The following is an 18637-nucleotide window of genomic DNA, read 5'->3' as shown; positions in this document are numbered from 1 at the left end:
TATTAGAAGTGGGGAAATAAAGATGAAAACAGTAGGGCGAGCGTTAGTTTACTTATTAGGCTGTTTAGTGGTTCTAATTTTAAGTTTTTTCCTATACAGCTTAATAGGTTATCTTCAATACTTGGTTTTTGTAACTGAGGATTATATGTTATGGGTATTTAAATACCCTGCCTCTAGATTTATGATCATTATTGCTCTCTATTTATTTCTTATATTCTTATATTTTTTCTATAGGAAATATAGGGAGAAAACTCAGGTCACTAGAAAGCGTAGAGTTTTATGGATCAGCTTCATCGTAACTAATATTATTGGATTTTATATTATCTTTTCTTCGGTTACAGTAATAACAGATCAAAAAATCATTGACCATTCATTCCTACATCCACAAGGGAAGGAGTATGACTTTCATGACGTGGTCAAAGTAGATGCTGGTGTCCGTGGTGCCAGGTATTACATTCCATTCACACACAGTAAAGGGGATTTTTATTATAAGATCGAGCTCATTGATGGAAAGAAAATAGATTTGAATGATGAAGCTGGCGGTTATGAAGATGAAGATGAACATCCAACCTTTATATTGAATAAAATTGATGCCCGTTTAATAGAGATGGGGATAACTAAAGAATCAAGCATGGAGAATTTTCATTACACAACAGAAAGTTTGGATAGGATGTATACAGATCAAATAAAAAGCATATTGGAAAGAAAATAAGGCATTGCGCGTAGCAATGCCTATTTGCATGTGAATTTCATGAGGCTCCATAAGTTGCCACTTTCCACAACTGCGGTACCTCCCTCGTCCATACAAGCTTCCATCTGAGGAAGTATACTTTGTGAATTAGAGTGAATCTGAAAAAGCCTACCAACAGAAAAAACTACAATAATAAGACTAACAATGACAATGCCTCGAACCACTCTTTTATTAGCATTAGAGAGTTCTTGATCCGTCTTTTTGCTTTTAGTGGCGAATGTATAATTGCCAGAATAATATAGATTAATTTCCATGTAAAAAAGAAGGTTCTGGAAGATTATAACAAGCAGTATGGCCATTATAAATACTGAACGCTGCAGAGGGATAACCATCAAAAGTACAAGTACCGGAAGCGCATTTGCAAAAAGTATGTAAACCTTTTTCGTGGCATTTTTTGATACTTGTTGAAGCATTTCATCATCTTCCAATATCTCACCAGGTTTGTAAAAAACAAAGAAGTACAGCTTTTCTCTAGGATTCTCCTGATTATATTTTCTATATCTATAATAAAATGCAATATAGAAAGAGATAAGTAACAAGATACTCACGAAGAATAATTGAATGGACAGTATACCCCAATTAAAAGAAGTTTCTGATCCGTTTACCACGAAAAAAGCATCAAAATTGTGTATCATTAGATCAATCAGCTGGACAGTACTAAATGTTAATGGCATCAAAAGAATGCTAAATGCGATTGTCCAAAGTGGCAGCTGAATCCGTAAATCATTTTCCATATTCCTCATCCTCTCCTTCTAACCAAAATAATTCATCCGCCGTTACCTTCAGATGCTTAGCAATTCTTAACGACAAAGCGATGGATGGTGAGAATTCACCTTTTTCAATAAACCCGATTGTTTGCCTCGTTACCCCGACTAAACTACCCAATTCAGATTGAGAAAAGCCATGACGAGCCCTTAACTCCTTCACTCGATTACAAAGCATATGGTTCTCCTTTGTGTTAACTTTTATTTACTTAATGTAAAGTATTATTAACATATTGTCAATGATACTTAACCTATGTTTCGTTAAAAAACAGTACAAGAGGTGTCTTGTACTGTAATTGATTTAATATGAAAATTGAATAACGCTGTTTATTACCTCTTTAAGCATATCAATGGAACCTAATACATCCTCTTTATTCTCAAGACTATGATCTCCGTTTTTTATTAAAAGTGTTCTTAATGCTGGCTTAGAATTTAGGTTTGCAAATCGCTCTTCCCGGTAGCAGAAATCATTGTCCCCAATAATACAAAGGGCATTATTTTCATTCTGTAACATAGCTTGGTATACCTCATCTCTATGTAGCAATGGAGTGAGCCATATTAGATGTGCTTGTTTGTAAGCTGGATGTTCCATCAGTTTTGACAAAGCTATAGTACCAATTGATTTTCCTATCATTACACATTGATCATAGTTTTTATGTTTCAGGGTTTCCTCTAAAGTAAGTAGAACATTAGCAGTAAATCCATCTGCATCAAAAGGGTTAAGTTCCTCTTCGCTAAACCGATAATTGACCTGAAGAACATCATATCCTTTATTGAAATAGTGTCCTGAGGAATAATGCAACAATGGTCCTTGAGAAGTGTAACCTGCTCCTGGTAATATGATGGCAAGTTTTGTAGAGGTTTCTTTTTGTTTCAAAAAATTAGAAGGAAATACTTTGACTTCTGATTTCTGATTTTCTAATATCATCGTTTCACCCCAGAAATAAGTTTGAGTGAATTATATCATGTATATTAGCAGATTAGGTAAAAATTGTTTTAATATCCTATTTTTGTAGTCTGTTATTGGAACTTAATGCTAAAATAAGTTATTAGATTCAGTACAAGGAGAGGGATATATGAAGTATTTTTCTTATGAATTATTCCTTGCGCAAAATAAAGAGAGTATAAGCGTATTAGAACAAGAGAAAATTCAAAAGCAGTGGAATCATAATGTTTTCGATTATAGGACTGCGTATAAAAAATTGTCTGACAGGATGCCATCTAATGTCTATCATCACTTTTCCGGTCGGGGTTTTCATGATTATCAATTAATAAGTTTAGAAATAGAGCATAAAAGCCTGCTGGAAATGGGTTTAAAATTTACTTTAAGCAATGATGATGGTTTAAGTAAAATTATCTTAGTATTTCATGATGTGTCCTATTTTGAATACATTCATGAAAACTATCACAACGAACAACCTGTAATGAATCGTGATATATATCAATGGTTATACGAAGAATTTATAAATGTAGACCCATTCACAATTTCCTTTGAAGTGATCTTTTCTTCAGGTGCTTCCATAGCTTTAACATTCCCCAATCTTGCAGTTTCACTAAAGGAGGAGAGATGATGTTTAATGGAATTATTCTTGCGATATTAGTAGTTTTGTTTTCTGTTCTTTTCGGTACCATGGGGATGGAAATCATGCTTTACACTTTTCTTATTGCCTCTATGTGTTTTAACATTTATATAGTGATACAACTAAAAAAAGTTAGTAATGAAGTAAAAAAATTCAACTCAATGAAATAGTTTGGTAACAAAAGAAAAGAGGAGAGAAACTAAATGAAAATTAAGATTGATGATGTTACACACCCGACTGTCATTGCTTTTGTTGAGGAGCATATGAGAAATTTAAATCTGCTCTCTCCACCAGAAAGCAACCATTATTTGGACTTAGAGGCTTTGAGAAAACCGGATGTTACTTTTTGGAGTGTGTGGGAAGGGGAAGAAGTTATTGGATGTGGAGCTTTGAAGGAATTAAATGCAATGAGTGGTGAGGTTAAATCCATGCGTACGTCTTCGAGTCACTTAAGAAAGGGGATTGGAAGGCAGATTCTTCAATCTATTATTGATAAGGCTCATGAACGTGGGTATCAGAATTTATATCTTGAAACAGGTTCAATGGAGGCTTTTTATCCTGCACAAAAACTATATAAAAGTTTTGGATTTAACTATTGTCAGCCGTTTGCTGATTACGTAGAGGATCCTAATTGTGTTTTTATGAGAAAAATTTTATAAAATATAGAAAAATAGGAAGGTTTTGTTAAGTGTCTTAGCGAATTTATTATTGCAACTAAATTTAAGTAGTTAGGTGGAATTCGCTATTAGTATTGCAATGGTAGATGTAAAAGTCAAAATGAATGATCATGATTTAAATGACAGGGAAGTTAAAATCCTTGAGGTGTTCTTACTCAATTTAGCTGCTCAATCAAATGCTACTTCAACTAAGATGGGAATGGCATTGAATCCTCTCAAAAAATTGGAACATGACGAGATTTTGCATTATCGGTTTGCCTGGCAAACTTCCATTTCTGAAGAATTGTATGGGGAATTCAAAGAGGGACTGGAGCGAAGAATCTCAGGGGCTTTTAAAATGTGTGATCTTCCAGAAGGTCAACTGCTATTTAAGGAAAACGCTTATATCGTGAGTACATAAAACATAAACTGCGTAGGGAGTTATGGTGTTATTTGTCGGTTTGCACGTAACTACTAGTTATTGGACAATAAAGTGTCCAGTTCGGATTATATTTTTAATTTTTCGACAGTATATGGTTAAGTTTGGCTTGTAAGTGGGATGTTTTGGACAGTAAATTGGCGAAGTGGAATAATAGATGCCGTAAAAGCCTCTAGCACTGAGTCATTTTAATCTAAAAGTAACCATCTTATCTAAAAGGGGGTACTATTTATTATGACAACAACAAAGGATAAAACATTTATTTTGGAGTCTACTGAAGGTTATACACATGAGATTGGTCGACTCTTAGCTATGATGGAGTATGCAAGAGGGACTAAGATAGATGCTACTCAACATCTAACAGTGGAAGAATTAGACTATAGAATAGATGGTCAGGGAAATTCTATAGGCAGTTTACTATTACATATCGCATGCGTGGAAGAAGTTTATCAAATTCTCACCTTTGAAGAAAGAGAACCTACAGAGCAAGAAATGGAAAAGCTAATGGCGGGTTTAACTTTGGGTGATAATGCCTTTAAAGAATCCAAAGGTAATGCTGCATCATTCTACCTAGAAAAACTGAATAAAGTCCGGGAGACGACAATGCACCAACTAAAGCAAAAAGAAGATAGTTGGTTGGATGAAGAGTTCCCGTTTGGACCTAAACATAAAGCAAACAATTATTTTCGTTGGTTCCATGTCTTTGAAGATGAATTGAATCATCGAGGGCAAATTAGATTAATATCGAGTCATATGAAAAGGATTAAAGACTAAACCAGTAAAAGGTGCTCATCCCTTCCCGGAGGCACCTTTTAATCTAAAGCTACTTCACAAACTCCTTAAGGTACTCATCCTTCGCTTTCTTCACCACACCGCTCAAAAACACAATCCCAATGATATTCGGTACCACAATGAAGAACAGCAGCAAGTCCAACAGTTCCCAGACAAACTTTAATCCACCAACAGCACCAATAATAATTGCAGATAAATAAACGAACCTCATAACATAACGCATTTTGCGACCAAATAATAATTCAGCCTGACTTTCCCCGTAAAAGATAATCACCCCAACGGTAGCTAAGACGAAGAACACTAGAAAAATGGAAATGGAGAGGGAGCTGAGCCAATCTGGCAACGTGGTTTTCATCGCATAGGACACCATAGACGCAGCTTTCTTTACACCTACTTCTTTCCAGACATCTGTTATCAATACTGTAAGCCCGGTGAGGGTGCAAATGACCAAGGTATCGATAATTACTGCAATCATCCCCCAGAATGATTGTCTTACTGGTTGGTCCGTATCAGCAGAAGCGTAGGCGATTGCAGATGTCCCCATTCCGGCCTCGCTAGTGTAAAGTCCACGCGCAAGACCCCATCGCATGGTCTGAACGACAGTTGCTCCTGCGAAAACACCCACAGCAGAAGTTGGAGTAAAAGCATCCTGAACAATTAATGAAAAAACTCCTGGAAGCTTGCCAATATTCATGCAAATAATAGTTAATGTCAACGCAACATAGGTAAGAACAAATATTGGGAGCAATCTTGAACTAATTTTACCGATTCGATCAATACCACCAAACACGATAAAGGCAGTGGCGATGGCTAAAGTAATTCCTACCACTAACAATGAGATATTGTATTCATTTTCCAATTGAACACTCACACTATTGGACTGAACCATGACACTTGGTACCACCTCAAGCATCAATCCAAATGCATAAAACCAGCCAAGTTTGTCCCAGCGCAAGCCTTTGGAAAGATAGTAAAAAGGACCGCCAACCCATTTTCCGTCTTTATTTTTTTCACGGTATGTAATTCCTAACACAAGTTCTGCAAAAATGGTAGACATACCAATGAATGCTACGATCCACATCCAAAACAGAGCTCCTGGACCTCCAAAAGCGATGGCAACCGGAACGCCGACAATATTGGTTGCACCAGCAGTGGCGCTCAATGCAGAAGTAAAAGCGGCAAACGGACTTATTCCTCCCGCTGAACCCTCTGCTTTTTTCCCTATTTGCCCTAGTGTCATTTTTACAATGTGAGGAAAGTAAAGAAAAGGGAGAAAGCCAAGTCTGACCGTTAAAAAGAGTCCAGCAATTACAAATAGAACAATCATTGGGAAACCCCAGATAAATTCAGTAAACGTCGATAGCATGTGCTTCAAGTATATTCCCCCCTCTAAACTATCTTTTTCAAAAGGGAGGAATCTATTCTACAAAATGAGGTTTAGAAATTTTGACAAGAATGGGAAGGCGGAGGCAGTTAGAAAAATTCCAGCACCGAGATTAACGGCTTTAAGTATTCTTTCTTTAATAAACGCACGGGCAAAATGAACCGTAAAGGCGATATTTAAATTCCAAAGGAATATTCCGAGTAACAAGGAGAGGCAACCGACCAAAGCGATGAACCAGCTCTTCTCGGAGAGTGATTGGATGGAAGAACCGAAGATTCCAAACCAGAATACAAAGTTAATGGGATTAAAGGCAGCAATGCTAAATCCAACAATGAACGAATTTCTCTGAGTGGGTTGTCCGAGTTCAAGAATTCTCCTTTTGGCGAATGATCCATAAATAGTGGTGATACCAAGGTATAGTAATAAGCTTCCTCCTATCCCATACATACATAACTCCACGAATTCAATTTGGAGATAGGGAGCCATTCCAATTAAGATAATCATTAAAAAAATGATATCAGCTGTCATACCGCCTAATCCTACAAGCCATGATGCATAAAACCCAGATGAAATTCCGCGTTTGATCATCTCTAAATTTATTGGCCCAACTGGAGCGGCCAAGCTAATTCCAAGTACCATAAAGTGCAGAACGGTCCAAATTATATCCATGTGAATTACTCCTAACTACAAGACTTGTCCATAAATTTATATGTAAAAGAAAAGCTGTTTCATGCATAGATGGAGAGATTTGTTCGTATTTATAATTAGTATTTTGTTTAACTAAAGGGGGAGAATGGATGCAACAATTAGATTTGGAGGCATTATATTCGCTAAAGAATATTCCTCCATGGGGAAGGCATGTCTTCTCTGAATTTTCGAAGGATATGTTGTCGGAGAGTCGTCCGTTTCCATGTGTATTCGGAGTAGAAGGGTTTAAACAAGGTTCGCTCCGTTTTACGTTTATTGAAAGTCCAACTTGTCCCAATGCAATGGAGAAATTGGCCGATGCATTGAAATTATATCTGGAAGAAGCGAGGGAACTTGGAAAAAACACATCGTTTGTTGCTTTCTTCAAGCCAGAAGAGAAAAAAACGTTGGAACAGTATGAAAAACAATTTTGGGGTATACTTCAACATCTCCATCAGTTGGATGAGAAGGAATGGCCGCAAAATATTCCTGCAGACCCAGATCATCATTTATGGGAATTTTCCTTTCATGATGAGCCTATATTCGTTGTATGTAACACTCCTGTACATGAAAAACGGTCAAGTAGGAAAGCTGCAACGTTTATGATCACTTTTCAACCAAGATGGGTGTTTGACGGAATAAATGGAGAGACGCAGATTGGGAAACTGTTTCAAAAAACGGTCAGGGATCGTTTGGAAGTGTATGATAGCGTGCCTGCTCACCCTTCCCTTAATTGGTACGGTAAAAAAGAAACAAGAGAATGGAGGCAATACTTTTTGATGGATGACAATAATGTGGAAACATCACAGTGTCCGTTTCACGCGTCTTTGGAAAAAGAGAAAGGCAGTACTGAAAAAGTTGCTTATTCTTTTCCCTCTGATTTTAATGAATTTCGAGTAGAACGCGGGATTGCTGGCAGCCTTGAAAAAGTAACGATGGAACTGTTACCGATCAAGGGAACAGGATATGTGGAAGTTCAGAAAGATGAGCCTTTCAAAGCACATCCTACTCATACCCATCCAACAAACGAGATTTTACATATACTGGATGGTAGTGTTTCGTTGCAGGTGGGTGGAGACCTCGTTACTTGTCAAAAGGGAGATCGTATTTACTTACCAAAAGACACGGTACATGGTTCCTTAGCAGGCATTGATGGATGTTTATATGTCATTGCGGTACTGAAATAATGTACTAACTCCATTCTCTTTAATTGGAATGGAGTTTTTCTGTTGTACGGGGAAGAATATATATAAGTGGTCATTCCATAACTTTCAAATAATAGCTGAAACTTCCATTTATCTCGAAAGTATATATTTTGACATTGAGATATTCGTGTGTTAAAAATAATTAGTAAATAAAATTCAACCAGAAGAAGGAGAGAGTTCTTCATGAATAACACAACTACTAAATCAGCCATTCAAACGATGAAAGAACGTCATTCAGTACGTAAATATACACAATATGATATGCCACAAAAGGATCTTCAAGACATATTAGAGGCAACCATTACGGCTCCATCTTCATGGAATCTGCAGCACTGGAAGTTCCTTGTCATTCAATCGAATAGTCAGAAAGAAAAACTATTACCAATTGCCTATAACCAACAGCAAGTAGTGGATAGCTCTGTAACTATAGCAATTTTAGGTGACCTAGAAGCTAATCAAAATGCGGAAAGAGTATATGGAGAAGTGGTGAAGAAAGGTTTCATGACTCCAGAAGTAAAAGAAATCTTAACAAATCAAATTCATGGAGCATATACAAATAATCAGTTTGCGCGTGATGAAGCAGTTATGAATGGTGCACTTGCTTCTATGCAGTTGATGCTAGCTGCAAAAGAAAAAGGATATGATACCGTACCAATGGGCGGATTCGATAAAGGAGCATTTAGAAAAGAATTTAACATCCCAGAGCGCTATGTCCCTGTCATGCTAATATCTGTTGGAAAAGCGGCTGGAGAAGCACACGGTACATTGCGATTCCCACTTGATGAAGTTGTAACGTATGAAACTTTTTAAGTAGTAATAATCAAAAGGACTCACTTTTATAACGTGAGTCCTTTTGTATTAGAGCATCATTTTACTTATATAAAAATTCAAACATGACTGGAAGCCTCTCGCGCCAAGCCGCTTCGTTATGAACCGCATCCTCCACAACATCAAAGCGCACGTTCTCGATTTTCTCCGCCAACAAATCATACACTATTTGACTGGAGTCGATGTAAATTTGATGATTGATAAATGAAGTATCTTCCTTTGTACCAACATCCAAATAAAATCGTTCGACTTTACTTAAATCACGTTCTTTTATGTATGCTTCCATTTCAGGTTGATTAATCCAATAGGCAGAAGAAAGGGAAGCAATCTTCTTATAAATATGAGGGTATTTACATGCAGCGTAAGTGGAAATTAGACCACCCATAGAGCTGCCAGCCATCGCAGTCTCTTCCGGAAGTGTTCGATATTTTTCATCAATCAAAGGCTTTAATTCAAACGTTAGATAATCAATATATTCTTTGCCTTTACCCCCTGTAAGGTTCTCATCATTGAAAAGCCTCTGTCCAAGCTCTTTATTTTCCCATGGCGCATATTCGTTAAATCGCTCATACCCTTCATGATTGCAATCAATACCTACCACAATAATTTCAAGGTCTGACTGTTGTTCTAAATAATCCTTAATTCCCCAGCTCACTCCAAAGCTTGCTTCACTATCAATGAATAAGTTTTGTCCATCGTGCATATACAAAACAGGGTATCGCTTGTCGGATGTTCCATATCCTTTAGGTAAGAGGACACTTACTCTTCGTTCAGAGTGAAAAGGGGTGATATTAACGTTAAAATATTCTAGCATGATATTACGCTCCTCCGTATTTATATTACTTTTATTATAGTAGTAAATATGAAAGGAAGGTAGAAAAATTTAGAGATAACTTACCTACATAAGAAAGGACAGTGACATTCGCACCGTCCTCGTTCCATACTTATTTTAAATGTTTCCTCAATAATTCAATATGCTGCTTATGCTCGTTCAGTATAGACTGAACGATATTCCTGCTCTCCAAATCCAAATCACCCTTTACAAATTCGGCCATCATATCGGACCCGAATTCCTCACCATGTATGGCACCTTCAATAATTGCCCGAGAATCCTTCGGGTAGCCTTTTACCTGTTGAACTCTTTCCTGAAAAGATCCGACAAGGCCAACATCATCGACTGCCTCGCCTCCCAAGTTCTGAATTCTTTCTGCTACAAAAATAGCATGCATCTTATGGTTCTGCTGAATCGACTGCAAATCCTTCTTTATCGCTTCATCCTCTGTATTTTTAATATAATGTTCATACGCATGAATGCCCATAAATTCGCCTTCCAAAAAAGCATTTAATTCCTTAATTTGCTCGTCCATTTCTTTCACTCCTTCAAATTTGTCGCTATTCTTATGATTCAATTTACAATAGGAAATTATTCTTAGGAACAAAAAAGGAGCAACCATTGGTATGATTGCTCCTTAGGAATTACTTTTCGATTCCAAACCCGATTTCGTCCAAAAATTCATCAATCGCCTTTTCGTATTCCTCGCGATTTTCAGAGTAACTCATCGCATGCATCCCGTTTCTAGCTACATACAATTGCTTTTTCCCTTTCTTCTTTTCGAATAGTTGCTGGGTCATCATAATGGGAATAAAGTCGTCAGGTTCACTGTGGATAAACAGGACTGGATTTTCAATGTTTTCTATAACGTTGATTGGTGAGACATCTCGGATGGAGTACTTATCCCTTATGCGTAAAAAAGTGTTGGCAATTGGCATAACAAGCTGCTTCGGAATTTTGAAATCCGCTTTTAATCGATAGGTCAATTGTTCCTCTAAATCAGAAAACGGACAGTCCGCTATATAAAAATCAGCACCATCCTCAATGGCTCCTGCATACATCAATAGCGTGGCAGCACCCATGGATTCCCCGTGTATCCCGACGATTGCCTCACTTCCCGCTTGTTCGCGAACCCAATCCACGACGGCTTTCAAATCGTGCTTTTCATAAAATCCATAACTTGTTGTCTTCCCACCAGATTTTCCATGTCTTCGGTGATCATATAAAACGACATTCCAGCCTCTTTCCAGAAAGATATTCATGTATTTAATGGAATTGAGGGTGTTCTGCGTCACACCATGACTGAAAATCATATAACGTGTAGACCCAGGTACATCAAACATTTCCCCGTAAATATTGTAGCCAAGGGGGGAGGGGATAGTAAGTTCTCGTTTTGGCAATTTGATATAAATGTCTTCTTTAAAGTGTCCGAGCAGTTTTTCCCGATGTAAAATTTCTTCATTTGTTTTTTTACGAATGTACATGACTTTATTGGTGAAAAAAATGCCGACAAATAGAATATAGGAAAGTAAAATGCCCATAACAATTAAAATGCGTTTTAGCTGTTTCACCGAAAAACCTCCAAAAAGGATATATATACCATAGTTTATCATTTGGATCAGCTAGAAGGGAAATTTTTCTTAAAAATGATCATTTGTTTATGATATGCTTTTGAGAAAAGAGGTGTTTAAGAGATGGAATTTCAACGATTATCTTCCGTTCAAGCTGCAGAGAAAATTATAGGTAAACTTTTTCCTGATTGTGAAGGAGCCATACTTGCTGGCAGCGTGGTGCGGGGTCAGGAAAGCGCAACATCAGATTTGGATATTGTGGTCTTTGATCAAAAGTTACCCGCTTCTTATAGAGAATCTTTTGTCGAGTTTGGATGGCCGATTGAACTATTCTGCCATAATCTAGAGTCCTATCAAGCATTTTTTAAAAGTGATGGTGAAAGGGCAAGACCATGTTTGCCAAGAATGATTTCAGAGGGAATCGTTCTCAAGGATAAGGGTATTTTAGATGGAATAAAACAAGAAGCGGAAACACTTTTACATGCTGGTCCAGAAAAATGGGACACAGCAACCATTAAGTTGAAACAATATTTTCTTACCGATGTACTTGATGATTTTATTGGATCTTCAAATCGATCTGAGTCAATATTTATTGCTGGGACCCTTGCGGAGCTTGCGGCGGAGTTTACATTAAGATCCAATAATAGGTGGATTGGTTCCTCCAAATGGATTATTCGTTCTCTTGCTGAATTTGATGAGAACTTCGCAGAGGCATTTACGCAAGCATTTGATTTATTTTATAGTAAGAATGATAAAAGCAAGGTAATCCATATTGTGGAGAATATATTGGAACCGTATGGTGGTAGGTTGTTTGAGGGTTTCTCACTAGGTAAGAATCAAAAAGTGATATACTAGCACTAAAACTCTTTAGAAAGGGTGTGTAACCAAGATGAAAATATCAGACCTACATCATGTCAGCCTAGCAGTAAATGACATTGCAGAGGCAAAACACTTTTATGGAACACTTCTTGGGTTTCCTGAGTTAAAACGACCAGACTTTGATTTTCCTGGAGCATGGTATCAGGTGGGGACTGCGCAACTTCATTTGATTGAAAATAAACAGGCAGAAACATTGAGGCACGAAAAAAATATCGACAGTAGAGATGGACATTTTGCCGTCAGGGTTGATGATTATAAACAAACGGTGCAATTTCTTCAAAATAAAGGCATTGAAATAGTGCAAAAACCTCATAGCAAAAGCGGTTTTGCACAAATCTTTTGTATGGATCCCTCCAATAATTTAATTGAATTCAACGTGGATCAGAAGGACTTAAAAGAAAAGGAGTAGTCATTGTTTAACTACTCCCTTTTTTTTGGCAAACATAGACCATTTGTGGACTTTTTGCGGTTAATGAGTTTTTATTCCAGCCTCCGAATTCATGCAATACTTTAAATCCATGTTCATTTAAAAGCCGGCGCATCTCCAATGGGAATACATAACGTAATGAAATTTTATCTTTCTCTATTGATTCTAAATTTGTGTCCTTAAGAAACTTTCTTTCCGTCTCGCAGTGAAGGATTTGTGTCAGAGGGTTATAAGTTTCTCTGTGATACTCGATTACCTGCATACCATTTGAATGCTTAAAGTGCTCTTCATACTCATCCACCTTTGATAACTCATCCATAATCGGATTTCTTGTATCAAAAATGAATATCCCTCCATTTTCTAGATGTTGGTGGACGGATTGTAAAAGTGCATCTTGCACTTCATTGGTCAAGAAATGTTGAAATGAGTTACCACTCATGAACATTAACTTAGTGGATTGTTTAAGGGATAACTGAGTGCAATCCTGTAAGAACCATTGAATAGTCAAATTCTTATCAGTAGCTTTGGTTTTAGCACGTTCCAGCATCCCTCCATGAATATCCACACCAATCATTTCATGTCCCTGTTCAGCCAGTGGAATAGTCAACCTTCCCGTCCCACACGCCAATTCAATAATGGGACCACTCTCCGGTACCCATTCTAGAATTAGTGGCAAATCTACTAAATAGTCTTCATGTATTCGATCATACTCGATGGCGTCTTCATATTTCTCTAAGTTTTCTCTGAAAATACTATTCATCATGCCACCTTTTTGTTTCTTAAAACGGTAATAAACCCATCTAAAATCTCATGACTTAGAAAAAAGCCCTTTCGTTTATAAAACTCAAGTGCCTGCTCATTTCCATTGGATACAAAGATAAAATAATCTTCCACTTCATTGAAACTCTGTAGCCAATCCATCGACATGGTAAACAGCTTTGAACCAATTCCGTATTGGCGGTATTTGTCCTTTATGTAGAATTGAGACAAGCATCCAACATGCGTTTTCCCAACGGATTTCATGTCAAAAAAAGTGGCAAATTCAGACGAATAGACCTCTTTTGGAGAAATGTTTGAATAAACATAGCCAATCACTTCATCTTGATCTTTAACTACCACCACATAATTGTGCTGAGCTTTTTCTACAGACGGAATTAATCGCGTTTCATATGTCATGTCGTCAAAACGCTCTGGTGTAATATGCGCCAATGATTTCTGGTATACCATTAATTCATTACATATCTCTTTACAAGTTTCTAACCTATCAATTGGTAATATTTCATATGTAAAATTCACTATTATCACCCCTTTAAACATTATAGTATAAAAAAGTGAAAATTCTCTACTTTCTCTATCTATGTTGTTGCTATAATAAGAGAGAGAAATCTTTAATCGGCTGGGGGATACCTAGCCAGAGGGAGGAAGCATGAAACTAGGAGCATTTTCAGTCAGTTTAACGGTTAAAGACATACATAAATCAAAAGAATTTTATGAGTGTCTAGGCTTTGAAGTATTTGGTGGTGAGATCAGCCAAAACTGGTTGATTATGAAAAATGAAGATTGTATTATCGGCCTTTTCCAAGGGATGTTTGAGAAAAATATTTTGACATTCAATCCAGGCTGGAATCAAAATGCAGAAAACATGGATGCATTTACGGATGTCAGAGATCTTCAAAAGAGTCTCAAGGAAAAAGGAATTAAAATTCTTACAGAAGCAGACGAATCCAGTGAAGGCCCAGCTAGTTTCACCATAGAAGATCCAGATGGCAATCCTATCTTAATTGATCAACATAGATAAAAAAAGTCGACTTGAATAGGGAGGATATCCCTCATCAAGTCGATTTTTTATTTTAACGATTAAAAATTTCATCCCAGCTATTTACCATCTTCCAAGAAAATTTAGGCAACAATTCGAAAATATTTTGATCGGTTAATGTAGCCGCAACCATAATGGTTGTGAGAAAAAAACCTGTAATCAAAATTAGTAATACGTATGTTTCCATAGACTTTTTGAGCTCGGTTTTCTGATTCAATGTCTTTCCTCTTTTCAGTGATTTAGTTTTAATTAGTATCTAAATCACTGAATCGGTTAGGTAACTCCCCTGAAAAAAAGTAAGGGGTAAGGTATAGGTGGGGATTTGCTAGGTTATTCCTTTTGATTGAATGCTTGCATGGAAATTGATGAATTTCTATTGATTTATAAGGTGATGGTTGAAAAGTAAAATCCTTCTTATTTTTTTGCCAGCCATTAGTACCCGGAGCCTGAACTGCCGGTTCAATTTGCATATTACTATGAGGTGTTATGGCATCACTGGATAATGGAAAAGAGTGTGCAACTTCTCCATACGCCAAATAAGGAAAGAATAGAAATAAGATAGCTATAATTATGTAAAGGCGCTTTTCCATCATGATCTCATTCCTTGGCGTGGTTTTTAAGAAACATTTTACTCCCATAAATTACAGAAGGCAATATCATAAGGAATGTAATGTAAAAAAATGAAATATGTAATTTTATGTTAAAGTTGTTATAGATTAATAGAAATTGAATAAAAGGGGAGTTTGGATGGTAGATGGTGTTCTTACATTAAAGTTTCTTGTTAGTTTGATTGTTTTTGGAGTATTACTAATTGGAGTGGTTAAGCTATTACTTCGCAAAAGCCGGTTCGGACCACTCATTGTTACATTGGTGTTGTTTGTAGGAGGATACTTCCTGTATGACCAGATAAGGTCGACTACGTCAGATACTGCTGTACTTGCTTAATATCGTGAAGATAGTGAAATCAGGCATATGAAAATTAATAAAGGTACATTTGACTCAGGCTTATATACATACAAAGAAAGCATTTTACTAGAAGATGAGAAAACAATCCGAGATATTTTGGAAGATTTGTCGGGTCTTACTTTAAAAAGGGAAGCCAATAAGGAACGAGGTGGAGCGGAATATGTGCTTGAGTTGCTGGTATCAAACCCTAACGATAACATCATTGAAACAGGCACCATCCACATAACAGTTGGAACAGAGTATATAAACAATTACAAAATTGTCAGCGAGAAGGATCATCTAAAGACAATTAAAGAGCTGGAGGTAAGAGAGGATTTGGAATGGGAGAAGGAATAAATGAGTTTATTCCTTCTCTTGCGTTTTCTTGTTACGTGTAAAGGAGGTAGCAATTGCAGCGAAAATATCACCTAACAATGTTAGAAGAGCGGCCAATGTTTAAACACCTCTTTTAATTGGTTTTAGAGTCAGAACTTTCTTATAATTTTAACATAAGTCTTACGAGGATAGTGGACATTATTAGGAGGTTTTTAAGTGGGAGAAAAAAGTGCTAAGAGGAAAAGGGAGAAATTCAGACAAAAGGAATGGAAAAAGAATCCTGGTGGAGTCCTTAACGACGGTTTTGCAAGGTCCATGGTCGGAAGCTTGGTTGATCTTGTAGGATCAGTAGGTTGGAAAATGACAGGAATTTTTATTATCTTGGTTGTTGTACTTATATTGGTGGCAATATTTTAAAAATGTAATAGACCAAAAATTAGTTATGAGGGATAATATAATGTCCATACGTTAACAAAGGGGATGTGTTTAATTGGCTATAATTATGGAGCAAGAAATTCCGTTCATGAAAGATGCAAAAAGTATACAACAGCTTACCAAGGGTTTTTCGAACGATCAGAAGTTCGTAATTGATGATAAGTACCTTATTAGACTGTTTCCTTTAGAAGATGCAGATGATAGAAAGAAAGAATTTGAAACTATAACTATGTTATCCTCAGTTTCAGATTTTGTACCAGAAGCTATTGAATTTGGGGTACAGCAAGCCCTGGGGTTAGCTTATATGGTATTAACATATCTGCCAGGTAAGGATGGGGAAGAAGCGTTAAGTAGTTTGACAGAAAAAGAGCAGTATCACGTTGGGTTTCAAGCGGGGAAAGAGCTAAAAAAATTGCATGAGTATCCTGCGCCTGAAGGAACCGAACCATGGAACATACATAAAAGAAGAAAAAGTGATAGATACATAGAAGAATTAAAGCTACTAGAAGATTTAGACACCGTGGTTGTTAGTAAACTTATTAGTTTTATGATGATTTTCACCCTTTCAACCTCATTGTAAAGGACAAGGAGTTCAATGGGTTTATCGATTTTCAGAGGATGGATTGGGGAGACCCTATACATGACTTACAAAAACTCGGCTTTTTTGGTGTAAAGGTCAGTGTCCCTTTTTCCATTGGTGCCATTGATGGATATAATGGCGGAGAGGAAATCAGTAAGGATTTTTGGCAACTATTTGCCCTTTATAGTGCGATGCATGCAGTTTCATCATTTGTTTGGGGGAAGAAAATGGGAGACGAGCAGTATGATCTATTGTCCCGGTATGCCATGGATGTATTTAGGGATCATGATAATTTTAAGGAGAATATTCCTCGTTGGTATAGGGAGATTAGGTGATTTTTATGGGAATAGGGCTATCTATTAGACAGTTCTGTAAGTTTGGAAGGTGCTTTGGTTAAATAGACCGCTTCTATTAGACAGTTTGACGGGTTCTTGAGGTGCTTTGGTCAAATAGAGTGCTTCTATTAGACAGTTCGTCGGGTTTTTGGGATGTTTCGGTCAAATAGACGGGTTCTATTAGACAGTTCGACGGTTTTATGAGGTGCTAAGAGTAAATAGATTGGTTCTATTCGACAGTTTGTCATATACGGAGGTGCTTTTGTTCAATAGAATGGAAAAAGGGGTTCTTCAATGAAGAACCCCTCCTGAAAGATTCTATTTCTTCTTCTTTTTCGACAAGTCCACAAAACCTTTTTTTACTACTTTTTCTAAAGCAACATGAATATTAATATGTCGGTCATCAATATGGCTTACACTCAAAACTTTCCCTTTGCGCCCCTTTATCTTTAATTCCTCATCCACGTTCGGCAGCTCTTTCCGATACTGACTTAATACTACATTCTTATTTTCCATAAAATAAACGAAATACATAGAGAACTCACCTGTTTCATTTTAGAATGGGTTATAGGAGCTTGCTCTTATAACACTTTTTACAAATTATGTTTGGAAACATTGTTTTAGACCTCATTTGGAGGTATGGTTGGTAGAATTGAAATGATTATTAGGGAATGTCTATATTGGTCCAGACGTTTGCACTGTTTATCTTGGCTGGAATAGCGGAAATTGGTGGGGGCTATTTGATATGGTTGTGGCTTAGGGAAGGGAAATCTGCTTATTTGGGATTGGCTGGAGGAATTGCATTAGCGCTATATGGGGTGTTGGCAACGTTTCAAAGCTTTCCTTCATTTGGAAGGGTTTATGCTGCTTACGGTGGTGTATTTATTATACTTTCTGTACTTTGGGGATGGGGAGTGGATAGAAAGACTCCGGATTTGTTCGACTGGATCGGAGCCGGTATCTGCTTGGTCGGAGTTTCAGTCATGTTATTTGCACCTAGAAATTAGTGGTGAGGAATGAGGACAATGTTAGCCTATATTAAGAGATGCCGGGGTTCATAGAAGGTCAATGTGGACAATGTTAGCCAAAATTAGGAGTTCCCGGGGTTCATAGAAGGTCAATGAGGACAATGTTAGCCTAAATTAGGAGATGCCGGGGTTCATAGTAGGTCAATGAGGACAATGTTAGCCTAAATTAAGGGATGCCGGGGTTCATAGAAGGTCACTGCGGACAATGTTAGCCACAACTAGGGGATGCAGGGGTTCATAGAAGGTCAATGAGGACGATGTTAGCCAAAATTAGGAGTTGCCGGGGTTCATAGAAGGTCAATGAGGACAATGTTAGCCAAAATTAGGAGATGCCGGGGTTCATAGAGGGTCAATAAGGACGATGTTA

Annotated in this window: 29 protein-coding genes; 16 read left to right on the top strand and 13 right to left on the bottom strand. The window is 37.2% G+C overall.

Translation table 11 applies throughout. The features are described from left to right. Positions 1-22: 22 nt before the first annotated feature. The gene (locus tag HF078_RS13910) at positions 23-712 is read left to right on the top strand and encodes a hypothetical protein (RefSeq protein WP_169291699.1); all 690 of its coding nucleotides are present in this window, start codon (positions 23-25) and stop codon (positions 710-712) included. Positions 713-732: 20 nt separating this feature from the next. Here the strand turns inward: HF078_RS13910 and HF078_RS13905 are convergent, their stop codons facing one another. The 3 genes from HF078_RS13905 to HF078_RS13895 all read right to left on the bottom strand — a co-directional run bounded on the left by HF078_RS13905 (position 733) and on the right by HF078_RS13895 (position 2443). Continuing rightward, entirely contained in the window at positions 733-1485 is a 753-nt protein-coding gene (locus tag HF078_RS13905) for a hypothetical protein (protein ID WP_169291698.1), read from the bottom strand. Beyond that, entirely contained in the window at positions 1475-1693 is a 219-nt protein-coding gene (locus HF078_RS13900) for a helix-turn-helix transcriptional regulator (protein WP_169291697.1), read from the bottom strand. The genes HF078_RS13905 and HF078_RS13900 overlap by 11 nt, the downstream gene beginning before the upstream one ends. A gap of 123 nt (positions 1694-1816) precedes the next feature. Continuing rightward, positions 1817-2443 carry an alpha/beta hydrolase gene (locus tag HF078_RS13895; protein WP_169291696.1) on the bottom strand — a complete coding sequence of 209 codons (627 nt, stop codon included), beginning with the start codon at positions 2441-2443 and terminating at the stop codon, positions 1817-1819. Positions 2444-2591: 148 nt separating this feature from the next. On the opposite strand from HF078_RS13895, the gene HF078_RS13890 reads away from it, so the two are divergent. From HF078_RS13890 to HF078_RS13875, 4 genes are all read left to right on the top strand, one after another. Continuing rightward, on the top strand, positions 2592-3086 hold the full coding sequence (locus tag HF078_RS13890; RefSeq protein WP_169291695.1) for a hypothetical protein: 495 nt from the start codon (positions 2592-2594) through the stop codon (positions 3084-3086). Between the two features lie 212 nt (positions 3087-3298). After that, entirely contained in the window at positions 3299-3754 is a 456-nt protein-coding gene (locus HF078_RS13885) for a GNAT family N-acetyltransferase (RefSeq protein ID WP_169291694.1), read from the top strand. A 118-nt stretch (positions 3755-3872) separates the two neighbouring features. Beyond that, a complete protein-coding gene (locus tag HF078_RS13880; protein WP_169291693.1) occupies positions 3873-4172 on the top strand; it encodes a hypothetical protein in 300 nt (99 codons plus the stop codon). 252 nt (positions 4173-4424) lie between these two features. Beyond that, positions 4425-4964, top strand: coding sequence for a DinB family protein (locus HF078_RS13875; RefSeq protein WP_169291692.1), 540 nt, complete (start codon positions 4425-4427; stop codon positions 4962-4964). 49 nt (positions 4965-5013) lie between these two features. Here the strand turns inward: HF078_RS13875 and HF078_RS13870 are convergent, their stop codons facing one another. Both HF078_RS13870 and HF078_RS13865 read right to left on the bottom strand, forming a co-directional pair. Next, the gene (locus HF078_RS13870) at positions 5014-6348 is read right to left on the bottom strand and encodes an alanine/glycine:cation symporter family protein (protein ID WP_169291913.1); all 1335 of its coding nucleotides are present in this window, start codon (positions 6346-6348) and stop codon (positions 5014-5016) included. Between the two features lie 57 nt (positions 6349-6405). After that, positions 6406-7035: a LysE family translocator gene (locus tag HF078_RS13865; protein ID WP_169291691.1), complete on the bottom strand. Its 630-nt coding sequence runs from the start codon at positions 7033-7035 to the stop codon at positions 6406-6408. A 128-nt stretch (positions 7036-7163) separates the two neighbouring features. Here HF078_RS13865 and HF078_RS13860 point away from each other — a divergent pair, with 128 nt between their 5' ends. After that, positions 7164-8240: a YqcI/YcgG family protein gene (locus tag HF078_RS13860; protein WP_205831630.1), complete on the top strand. Its 1077-nt coding sequence runs from the start codon at positions 7164-7166 to the stop codon at positions 8238-8240. Positions 8241-8441: 201 nt separating this feature from the next. After that, positions 8442-9068, top strand: a complete 627-nt coding sequence (locus HF078_RS13855) for a nitroreductase family protein (RefSeq protein WP_169291690.1) — start codon at positions 8442-8444, stop codon at positions 9066-9068. A 61-nt stretch (positions 9069-9129) separates the two neighbouring features. Here the strand turns inward: HF078_RS13855 and HF078_RS13850 are convergent, their stop codons facing one another. The 3 genes from HF078_RS13850 to HF078_RS13840 form a co-directional block, all read right to left on the bottom strand. Continuing rightward, complete coding sequence (locus tag HF078_RS13850; protein ID WP_169291689.1) at positions 9130-9900, bottom strand: alpha/beta hydrolase; 771 nt, start codon at positions 9898-9900, stop codon at positions 9130-9132. A 130-nt stretch (positions 9901-10030) separates the two neighbouring features. Beyond that, positions 10031-10453, bottom strand: coding sequence for a ferritin-like domain-containing protein (locus HF078_RS13845; RefSeq protein ID WP_169291688.1), 423 nt, complete (start codon positions 10451-10453; stop codon positions 10031-10033). Positions 10454-10562: 109 nt separating this feature from the next. Beyond that, the gene (locus HF078_RS13840; protein WP_481748019.1) at positions 10563-11531 is read right to left on the bottom strand and encodes an alpha/beta hydrolase; all 969 of its coding nucleotides are present in this window, start codon (positions 11529-11531) and stop codon (positions 10563-10565) included. Between the two features lie 81 nt (positions 11532-11612). Between HF078_RS13840 and HF078_RS13835 the strand changes: the two genes are divergently transcribed. Together HF078_RS13835 and HF078_RS13830 are read left to right on the top strand one after the other, a co-directional pair. After that, the gene (locus HF078_RS13835; RefSeq protein ID WP_169291687.1) at positions 11613-12344 is read left to right on the top strand and encodes a nucleotidyltransferase domain-containing protein; all 732 of its coding nucleotides are present in this window, start codon (positions 11613-11615) and stop codon (positions 12342-12344) included. 34 nt (positions 12345-12378) lie between these two features. Next, positions 12379-12777 (top strand): VOC family protein, encoded by a 399-nt coding sequence (locus tag HF078_RS13830; RefSeq protein WP_169291686.1) that lies wholly within the window; start codon positions 12379-12381, stop codon positions 12775-12777. Positions 12778-12784: 7 nt separating this feature from the next. Here HF078_RS13830 and HF078_RS13825 read toward each other — a convergent pair whose 3' ends face one another. Together HF078_RS13825 and HF078_RS13820 are read right to left on the bottom strand one after the other, a co-directional pair. Then, the gene (locus HF078_RS13825; RefSeq protein WP_169291685.1) at positions 12785-13558 is read right to left on the bottom strand and encodes a class I SAM-dependent methyltransferase; all 774 of its coding nucleotides are present in this window, start codon (positions 13556-13558) and stop codon (positions 12785-12787) included. After that, positions 13555-14091: a GNAT family N-acetyltransferase gene (locus HF078_RS13820; protein ID WP_169291684.1), complete on the bottom strand. Its 537-nt coding sequence runs from the start codon at positions 14089-14091 to the stop codon at positions 13555-13557. The genes HF078_RS13825 and HF078_RS13820 overlap by 4 nt, the downstream gene beginning before the upstream one ends. A 130-nt stretch (positions 14092-14221) precedes the next feature. Between HF078_RS13820 and HF078_RS13815 the strand changes: the two genes are divergently transcribed. Continuing rightward, complete coding sequence (locus HF078_RS13815) at positions 14222-14593, top strand: VOC family protein (protein ID WP_169291683.1); 372 nt, start codon at positions 14222-14224, stop codon at positions 14591-14593. Positions 14594-14645: 52 nt separating this feature from the next. Here HF078_RS13815 and HF078_RS13810 read toward each other — a convergent pair whose 3' ends face one another. Together HF078_RS13810 and HF078_RS13805 are read right to left on the bottom strand one after the other, a co-directional pair. Further along, positions 14646-14828 carry a hypothetical protein gene (locus HF078_RS13810; RefSeq protein WP_169291682.1) on the bottom strand — a complete coding sequence of 61 codons (183 nt, stop codon included), beginning with the start codon at positions 14826-14828 and terminating at the stop codon, positions 14646-14648. Positions 14829-14856: 28 nt separating this feature from the next. Beyond that, positions 14857-15204: a hypothetical protein gene (locus HF078_RS13805; RefSeq protein ID WP_169291681.1), complete on the bottom strand. Its 348-nt coding sequence runs from the start codon at positions 15202-15204 to the stop codon at positions 14857-14859. A 154-nt stretch (positions 15205-15358) separates the two neighbouring features. On the opposite strand from HF078_RS13805, the gene HF078_RS13800 reads away from it, so the two are divergent. From HF078_RS13800 to HF078_RS20915, 5 genes are all read left to right on the top strand, one after another. After that, positions 15359-15556: a hypothetical protein gene (locus tag HF078_RS13800; RefSeq protein ID WP_169291680.1), complete on the top strand. Its 198-nt coding sequence runs from the start codon at positions 15359-15361 to the stop codon at positions 15554-15556. Between the two features lie 27 nt (positions 15557-15583). Then, positions 15584-15913: a hypothetical protein gene (locus HF078_RS13795; protein WP_169291679.1), complete on the top strand. Its 330-nt coding sequence runs from the start codon at positions 15584-15586 to the stop codon at positions 15911-15913. Between the two features lie 195 nt (positions 15914-16108). Then, positions 16109-16309: a DUF6366 family protein gene (locus HF078_RS13790; protein ID WP_169291678.1), complete on the top strand. Its 201-nt coding sequence runs from the start codon at positions 16109-16111 to the stop codon at positions 16307-16309. Between the two features lie 73 nt (positions 16310-16382). Continuing rightward, positions 16383-16907 (top strand): phosphotransferase family protein, encoded by a 525-nt coding sequence (locus HF078_RS20920; RefSeq protein ID WP_277350522.1) that lies wholly within the window; start codon positions 16383-16385, stop codon positions 16905-16907. Next, the gene (locus HF078_RS20915; protein ID WP_346775351.1) at positions 16901-17242 is read left to right on the top strand and encodes a phosphotransferase; all 342 of its coding nucleotides are present in this window, start codon (positions 16901-16903) and stop codon (positions 17240-17242) included. The genes HF078_RS20920 and HF078_RS20915 overlap by 7 nt, the downstream gene beginning before the upstream one ends. Before the next feature lie 318 nt (positions 17243-17560). On the opposite strand, the gene HF078_RS13780 is transcribed toward HF078_RS20915, so the two are convergent. Further along, positions 17561-17776 carry a hypothetical protein gene (locus tag HF078_RS13780; protein ID WP_169291677.1) on the bottom strand — a complete coding sequence of 72 codons (216 nt, stop codon included), beginning with the start codon at positions 17774-17776 and terminating at the stop codon, positions 17561-17563. Between the two features lie 137 nt (positions 17777-17913). Between HF078_RS13780 and HF078_RS13775 the strand changes: the two genes are divergently transcribed. After that, positions 17914-18249, top strand: a complete 336-nt coding sequence (locus tag HF078_RS13775; protein WP_169291676.1) for a YnfA family protein — start codon at positions 17914-17916, stop codon at positions 18247-18249. Positions 18250-18637 lie beyond the last annotated feature (388 nt).

Source organism: Bacillus sp. RO2 (assembly GCF_012911845.1).
Classification (GTDB): Bacteria; Bacillota; Bacilli; order Bacillales; family Bacillaceae_I; genus Sutcliffiella_A.
Note: the sequence above shows the minus strand (reverse complement) of the source record. Positions and strands in the feature narration are given on the sequence as shown.

What these genes read in the sequence shown, in the direction of transcription:
- HF078_RS13890 (WP_169291695.1), top strand. Translation starts at nt 2,592, where the DNA reads ATGAAGTATTTTTCTTATGAATTATTCCTTGCGCAAAATAAAGAGAGT.
- HF078_RS13880 (WP_169291693.1), top strand. Translation starts at nt 3,873, where the DNA reads ATGAATGATCATGATTTAAATGACAGGGAAGTTAAAATCCTTGAGGTG.
- HF078_RS13815 (WP_169291683.1), top strand. Translation starts at nt 14,222, where the DNA reads ATGAAACTAGGAGCATTTTCAGTCAGTTTAACGGTTAAAGACATACAT.
- HF078_RS13805 (WP_169291681.1), bottom strand. Translation starts at nt 15,204, where the DNA reads ATGATGGAAAAGCGCCTTTACATAATTATAGCTATCTTATTTCTATTC.
- HF078_RS13900 (WP_169291697.1), bottom strand. Translation starts at nt 1,693, where the DNA reads ATGCTTTGTAATCGAGTGAAGGAGTTAAGGGCTCGTCATGGCTTTTCT.
- HF078_RS13845 (WP_169291688.1), bottom strand. Translation starts at nt 10,453, where the DNA reads ATGGACGAGCAAATTAAGGAATTAAATGCTTTTTTGGAAGGCGAATTT.
- HF078_RS13840 (WP_481748019.1), bottom strand. Translation starts at nt 11,531, where the DNA reads ATGATAAACTATGGTATATATATCCTTTTTGGAGGTTTTTCGGTGAAA.
- HF078_RS13870 (WP_169291913.1), bottom strand. Translation starts at nt 6,348, where the DNA reads ATGCTATCGACGTTTACTGAATTTATCTGGGGTTTCCCAATGATTGTT.
- HF078_RS13865 (WP_169291691.1), bottom strand. Translation starts at nt 7,035, where the DNA reads ATGGATATAATTTGGACCGTTCTGCACTTTATGGTACTTGGAATTAGC.
- HF078_RS13800 (WP_169291680.1), top strand. Translation starts at nt 15,359, where the DNA reads ATGGTAGATGGTGTTCTTACATTAAAGTTTCTTGTTAGTTTGATTGTT.
- HF078_RS13795 (WP_169291679.1), top strand. Translation starts at nt 15,584, where the DNA reads ATGAAAATTAATAAAGGTACATTTGACTCAGGCTTATATACATACAAA.
- HF078_RS13855 (WP_169291690.1), top strand. Translation starts at nt 8,442, where the DNA reads ATGAATAACACAACTACTAAATCAGCCATTCAAACGATGAAAGAACGT.
- HF078_RS13835 (WP_169291687.1), top strand. Translation starts at nt 11,613, where the DNA reads ATGGAATTTCAACGATTATCTTCCGTTCAAGCTGCAGAGAAAATTATA.
- HF078_RS13850 (WP_169291689.1), bottom strand. Translation starts at nt 9,900, where the DNA reads ATGCTAGAATATTTTAACGTTAATATCACCCCTTTTCACTCTGAACGA.
- HF078_RS13910 (WP_169291699.1), top strand. Translation starts at nt 23, where the DNA reads ATGAAAACAGTAGGGCGAGCGTTAGTTTACTTATTAGGCTGTTTAGTG.
- HF078_RS13780 (WP_169291677.1), bottom strand. Translation starts at nt 17,776, where the DNA reads ATGTATTTCGTTTATTTTATGGAAAATAAGAATGTAGTATTAAGTCAG.
- HF078_RS13905 (WP_169291698.1), bottom strand. Translation starts at nt 1,485, where the DNA reads ATGGAAAATGATTTACGGATTCAGCTGCCACTTTGGACAATCGCATTT.
- HF078_RS13830 (WP_169291686.1), top strand. Translation starts at nt 12,379, where the DNA reads ATGAAAATATCAGACCTACATCATGTCAGCCTAGCAGTAAATGACATT.
- HF078_RS13775 (WP_169291676.1), top strand. Translation starts at nt 17,914, where the DNA reads ATGTCTATATTGGTCCAGACGTTTGCACTGTTTATCTTGGCTGGAATA.
- HF078_RS13895 (WP_169291696.1), bottom strand. Translation starts at nt 2,443, where the DNA reads ATGATATTAGAAAATCAGAAATCAGAAGTCAAAGTATTTCCTTCTAAT.
- HF078_RS13825 (WP_169291685.1), bottom strand. Translation starts at nt 13,558, where the DNA reads ATGATGAATAGTATTTTCAGAGAAAACTTAGAGAAATATGAAGACGCC.
- HF078_RS13885 (WP_169291694.1), top strand. Translation starts at nt 3,299, where the DNA reads ATGAAAATTAAGATTGATGATGTTACACACCCGACTGTCATTGCTTTT.
- HF078_RS13875 (WP_169291692.1), top strand. Translation starts at nt 4,425, where the DNA reads ATGACAACAACAAAGGATAAAACATTTATTTTGGAGTCTACTGAAGGT.
- HF078_RS13860 (WP_205831630.1), top strand. Translation starts at nt 7,164, where the DNA reads ATGCAACAATTAGATTTGGAGGCATTATATTCGCTAAAGAATATTCCT.